Origin of the sequence: Zarconia navalis LEGE 11467, from assembly GCF_015207075.1 — a bacterium.
GTDB classification, from domain to species: domain Bacteria; phylum Cyanobacteriota; class Cyanobacteriia; order Cyanobacteriales; family Geitlerinemataceae; genus Zarconia; species Zarconia navalis.
In genome coordinates this window covers 1-5,479 of record NZ_JADEXN010000386.1, presented here as the reverse complement: position 1 = coordinate 5,479, position 5,479 = coordinate 1, and the positions used below count along the sequence as shown (strand labels likewise).

At 45.3% G+C, this 5,479-nt stretch carries 6 protein-coding genes and 1 CRISPR repeat array; all 6 genes read left to right on the top strand.

Annotation, left to right across the window (positions count from 1 at the left end):
- Positions 1-1,372: CRISPR-associated endonuclease Cas1 (gene cas1, locus IQ235_RS17630; protein ID WP_264322735.1), on the top strand; the 1,372-nt coding region annotated here is incomplete at its 5' end.
- A 162-nt stretch (positions 1,373-1,534) separates the two neighbouring features.
- Positions 1,535-1,807: a CRISPR-associated endonuclease Cas2 gene (cas2, locus tag IQ235_RS17625; RefSeq protein WP_264322734.1), complete on the top strand. Its 273-nt coding sequence runs from the start codon at positions 1,535-1,537 to the stop codon at positions 1,805-1,807.
- A gap of 542 nt (positions 1,808-2,349) precedes the next feature.
- A CRISPR array of direct repeats spans positions 2,350-3,416; the repeat unit is 36 nt; unit sequence CCCTACTGATTGGGTTAAATCAGATTAGTTGGAAAC.
- Positions 3,417-3,533: 117 nt separating this feature from the next.
- Positions 3,534-4,106 (top strand): LabA-like NYN domain-containing protein, encoded by a 573-nt coding sequence (locus IQ235_RS17620; protein WP_264322733.1) that lies wholly within the window; start codon positions 3,534-3,536, stop codon positions 4,104-4,106.
- A 232-nt stretch (positions 4,107-4,338) separates the two neighbouring features.
- Positions 4,339-4,731 carry a hypothetical protein gene (locus tag IQ235_RS17615; RefSeq protein ID WP_264322732.1) on the top strand — a complete coding sequence of 131 codons (393 nt, stop codon included), beginning with the start codon at positions 4,339-4,341 and terminating at the stop codon, positions 4,729-4,731.
- 144 nt (positions 4,732-4,875) lie between these two features.
- The gene (locus IQ235_RS17610; protein WP_264322731.1) at positions 4,876-5,076 is read left to right on the top strand and encodes a hypothetical protein; all 201 of its coding nucleotides are present in this window, start codon (positions 4,876-4,878) and stop codon (positions 5,074-5,076) included.
- Between the two features lie 62 nt (positions 5,077-5,138).
- A partial coding sequence (locus IQ235_RS17605) for an E2/UBC family protein (protein WP_264322730.1) occupies positions 5,139-5,479 on the top strand: 341 nt, incomplete at its 3' end.

Genomic DNA, 5,479 nt, shown 5'->3' with positions numbered 1-5,479 from the left:
TCTCAGAAATGCGGCAGTTTTTGAGTGGAATTGGCTTGGAATTGCACCCGCAGAAAACGCAAGTGACGAATTTCGATCGCGGGTTTCGGTTTCTCGGTCATGCTTTTTTGGAAAATGCTATTTTTCCAGCGGAGGCATCAAAAGAAAAGGTGAAGTCTGGGTCAGAAAAACAGCAGAAAAAATCGTCGCGTTCATCGAGACAATCTCAAAAAAAAAAGAAGTCCCAAAAAAAGAAGTCAAATTGCCGCAATTCGCGCTGGAAAATTTTTTAGGCGTTTTAGAACTTGTGAATTTCAAGTCTAAAAATCACCAGAATCAAACGGTGGTGGCAGCTTATCAACAATGGAAGCGAATTTGGAATCGAGATATGGCAACCTTATATTTGACCGACCAAGGCACGACGGTTTATAAAGAACATTTGCGGTTTGTGGTTTGTGTTGCCCCCGGCGAAAAACTCGAAATTCCCATTCGGGAAATCGATCGTATTTTGATTTTTGGCAACATTCAACTGACCACTCAAGTGATAGCTGCGTGCTTGCAAGAACAAATTCCGGTTTTATTTTTGAGTTCGTCCGGGCAATATCGAGGGCATCTGTGGAGTTTAAATCCCTTGCATCTCGATAGTGAAATCATTCAGATAAAGAAGCACAAAGAAGAAGACTTTCAGCGAGAAACCTCCCGGAGTATTATTCGCGGCAAGCTGTTGAATTCCAAGCAGTTACTGTTGCGATTCAATCGGAAGCGGAAAGTGGCAACAGTTATGCAAGCCGTAGAAGGGATAACCGCCGATTTAGCATCCCTAGAACGAGTCGATAATCTCGATACGTTGCGCGGATACGAAGGAATTGGCGCGGCGCGGTATTTTCCGGCTTGGGGTCAGCTGATTACCAATCGGGAGTTTCAGTTTGCCAAGCGAGTTCGCCACCCTCCCACAGACCCGGTGAATGCATTGCTGAGCTTTGGATACACGATTTTGCTCAACAACGTGGTGAGTTTGATTATCGCCGAAGGGTTATCGCCCTATTTTGGCAATCTCCACTATGGAGAAGACCGCAAAACCTATCTGGCTTTTGATTTGATGGAGGAGTTTCGCTCGCCGATTGTCGATAGCTTAGTACTAAAAGTGATTAACAAAAAGATTATTAAATTTAATGACTTTGAACCCACTCGGTCTTCTGCGGGAATTTACCTGACTGCCTCAGCACGACGCACATTTTTAGACCAACTAGAAAAACAGATGAACGAAGAAGTTTCCCATCCCGACTTACAATCCCTGGTGACGTACCGACAAGCTGTTGGGTTACAGATTCGGCGTTATAAGCGCAGTCTCCAACGCGGGGTTGCTTACGAGCCATTTTCGAGACTGGCATGAGGCACTATAGCACTCAGCGCTCAGCGAAAACCTGACTAAAGCTTGCTTGTCGCTTTGTCGCACGTCCTAACTTTAATGCGTAGTGCTATAAAATCGTAGGGGCGAACGGGAGTCGGGGTCAACGGCTGTTGACCCCTACCCGACAAATACTCAGCTCCAAAAATGGTTATTGTCGTTTACGATATTCCCGACGATAAGCGGCGAACGCGACTGGCGAAGTTTTTAGAAGGATACGGCAGGCGGGTTCAGTATTCCGTGTTCGAGTGTTTCATCAGCCTGGATGAAATGCGGTTGCTCTATGCCAAGGTGAAAACGAAGGTGAAGTTGGATGAAGATAACGTTCGCTTCTACTGGCTATCCCCCGAAGCTGCATCGAACGTTCTCACCCTCGGCAGCGAACGACCCCAAGAACCGCCGACATATTATATTGTTTGATAGATCGCAAAAAACACGCTCCTATTTCCGAACGCTCCTCGTTTCATTTTCATAGACATCCCCTTTTCTATGGGTAAAAGGGGAAACCTCCCTTTCTCGCCTGTTTTTCGGGAATCAATTGCTCGAATCCACTCGTCGTCGTATGGCTGTAACCCTGACTCCATATATTTTTGAATCTCTCTCTCTTCGATGGGCATGGCTCAAGCTCATCTGGAGAAGCTGCCAATTTCTCGATTTTGGGCATTCAAGCGGTCTGAGATGGGTCAAAGGAAAATTGATTTACGTACAACGCGAGAAAAATTCCCTAAATCACGCTGGGAAAAGGGGTTGGGTGAATCTAACCCGTTGCTTGGTTTTTCTTGACCCGTCTTGGGAAATCGCCCAAACCCCCATTCTTTCGTGGAGATGGTTCAAATCCTTACAGAGACGGGGATTGAGGGGTGTCAGTTGCCCTGCGCGCAGACTCGATTTATACTGCAAGAGGGAGATGGGTCATTTTGAGGCTCAAAACTCTTGTTCTGTCTGGGTTCTACAGACGAACACCCTACTGATTGGGTTAAATCAGATTAGTTGGAAACACGGTAAGAGTTACAAAGCACGAACTCAGCGAGTTCCCCTACTGATTGGGTTAAATCAGATTAGTTGGAAACAATTTCCCCGTGATTCCAGCATCATATGCTTTAATCACCCCTACTGATTGGGTTAAATCAGATTAGTTGGAAACAGTCAGACAGTTGCAGCGCGGTGACGTTGAACATTTCCCCCCTACTGATTGGGTTAAATCAGATTAGTTGGAAACTGAAGCCATAATCCTCCCAAATCACGTGTGTTACCCCTACTGATTGGGTTAAATCAGATTAGTTGGAAACATCGGCACATACCCTTGGAATGATGAGGTCAAGCCCTACTGATTGGGTTAAATCAGATTAGTTGGAAACGATTATAGTCTCTGTTTCCAAATAATCCACACACGAAGTGTTTGAACATCCCTACTGATTGGGTTAAATCAGATTAGTTGGAAACTTACAGAAGACGAATTGTTGGATTCTGCTTTTTTCTCCCCTACTGATTGGGTTAAATCAGATTAGTTGGAAACTTCTTTGAGTTCACCATTAATTTCAACCTCAATGAAAACTCCCTACTGATTGGGTTAAATCAGATTAGTTGGAAACGAATGGGGTCGCCATCAATGGGGTCGCCATCAATGCCCTACTGATTGGGTTAAATCAGATTAGTTGGAAACACGAGGATTCGGACGGTTTTGCCCTGCGGGTGCATAACCAGCCCTACTGATTGGGTTAAATCAGATTAGTTGGAAACCTTTCAGCACACTTTCGCTGGCAACACCCCGAACACCCCTACTGATTGGGTTAAATCAGATTAGTTGGAAACTTGTTCACTCGATCGTTGCAGCTTCCGAAGGGACACCCCCTACTGATTGGGTTAAATCAGATTAGTTGGAAACCTACGTACCGATTACCCATCTCATCTTCACCAAACTGCCCTACTGATTGGGTTAAATCAGATTAGTTGGAAACAAATTAGCCCGCGGGGTTTTGCGAACTCCTCTACCCCCTACTGATTGGGTTAAATCAGATTAGTTGGAATATCGAAACGAGCAAGGTGGATTCATTCCACCTTTTTTTTGTGACTTCCTAGTGGAAAAGGAGCTTTCCAGGGTGGGTGTTTAATAGCGAATAGCAAACAACCACCAGGGAGTTGAAATGTGAAAACCTCTCGTCGCGTCTTAATTCTCGCCGACAGCGACAATACCTTTTTAGCTGCCCAAAGCTTCAACCGTCGCCTCGACTGGCAGAAAATTCGCGATTATCTCGCCGACCCCCAAGAAGGTCGAGAACTCATCGAAATGGTGATTTACGTCGGACTGCCCCCAGCCCGAGAACGCTTTGAAGAACAGCGAAAAACCAAAGAGAAATTTGTCTACTGGGCGAAAAGTAACGGTTTCTTAGTCGTTCTCAAAGAAGGCAAAGCCAAAGGCGACGAATACGAAACCAATATCGATATCGTCATGGCGATGGATGCCATCGAACTCGCCATTGAAGTCCGTCCGGATATCGTCGTTTTAGTCACCGGAGACTCCGATTTTGCTTACCTTGCCGAAAAGTTGCGGCGGCGGGGAATCCGAGTGGAAGTGGCTTCGGTGGAACAATCCCTCGGAAACGACTTGAAAATGGCAGCGAGCAGCGTCATCGATTTAATCGGTGTTTTCGACAGCTTCGCCGCCAAAAAAAACGATCGCGACTACCACCGAATCGGCAACGCTAATGTTTTTGACTGAGTGGCATTACAAGCATTTAGCTTTGCGCCATCAGCCATCAGCTTCAAACCCTATAAAAGCTGAATAGTTACGCGGAACTTTCTGTATCGATTTCGTTAAATTCTAACTTGTCAAGTTGTAAGAATTTAGCCACAGCCACAAATTGTCGCGCCCCCAGCCCCTCGGTGAGAGGGGAGTCAAAGATGAATACTTACATCTAATTCAATCAACCATTCTTACCTTTTCTAAAACTATGATGACCCCCATGAATACTTTGAATACTTTCGCACAAAAAATGATGAACACCATCAACGGCAAACTGATTATTATGAATTCTTCCGAACTCCATGAAGTGAAACAACTCGTCGAACAAATCGATCGCAAATTCGATCGCCTAGAAATGCAACAAGCACTTCCTCCCGCTTCACCAACAAACGAATCCCTACAACAAATCAATTCTCTAGGTTTATCGGTACAGAAACTTCGCAAAATTTACAGCCGCCTGTTTTGGATCGTCTTGGCTTCTAGCTTGGGTTTAAATGTCGCGAATTTGCTAATTTCTCGCAATCCCTCTTGCGCCGTCGAATCCTCGCAAAATGCGATCGAACGCGATGTCAACTCATGGGTAAGCGGTGGAGTTCGCTAGTTCGGTTTGTCCGCAACCCACAAATCGATCGTGTGGGCAGCAACTCGCTAAATTCTTTTAGCAACAACAAAAAAAATGCTGCCCACTCTACGGCTTATATACGACAGCTTAGATAAAACGAATTAGATAAAAAAGGACACAAAAATGCGAGCAGTCATTAACGGAAAACTCATCGACTTACCCGAAGGTGCAACCGTCGAAGAATTGAGAGCGAGACTTCCCGAAATTGGCAACGACGACGTGATGGAAGAAGGTTTTGGAGGAACGAAACCCCTCAAAGAAACCGATGCTCTCAAAGAAGGGGCAAAGGTTTGGAGCGTTCCCAAAATCGTCAAAGGAATGTAAGTAGCCCTCGTGCCGTCAGCCATCAGTTTTCAGCTTTTTACCCTCTAGAAATCTCGAAACTTATGACCCTTTCTATTAGCAAAAGTCTCCAAACCAGTTCTCGAATTCTGGCAGAACTGCAATTGCTCGAAAAAGTGGCGAAAAATGTCATATTAGGTTGCAAAACTGTTAACCGAATTCAATACAACGCCGTTCTGATTAAAGGAATGCCGTTATCTACCCAAAAATTTGCCGTTTCCAACTCCGATTTATTGTTCTTATTGCCCCCAGACTATCCCCGAATTCCCCCCATCGGTTGTTATCTCAATTACCCCTGGAATAGCGTCGGAAAAGGAGACCATCACTTCACCCGCCAAAGTCATTACGGCGCGCCATTTTTAAGCGAAGAAGGCGGGTATTGGTA

Coding starts and splice junctions, on each gene's coding strand:
- cas2 (WP_264322734.1), top strand. CDS start 1,535: ATGGTTATTGTCGTTTACGATATTCCCGACGATAAGCGGCGAACGCGA.
- IQ235_RS17615 (WP_264322732.1), top strand. CDS start 4,339: ATGATGACCCCCATGAATACTTTGAATACTTTCGCACAAAAAATGATG.
- IQ235_RS17610 (WP_264322731.1), top strand. CDS start 4,876: ATGCGAGCAGTCATTAACGGAAAACTCATCGACTTACCCGAAGGTGCA.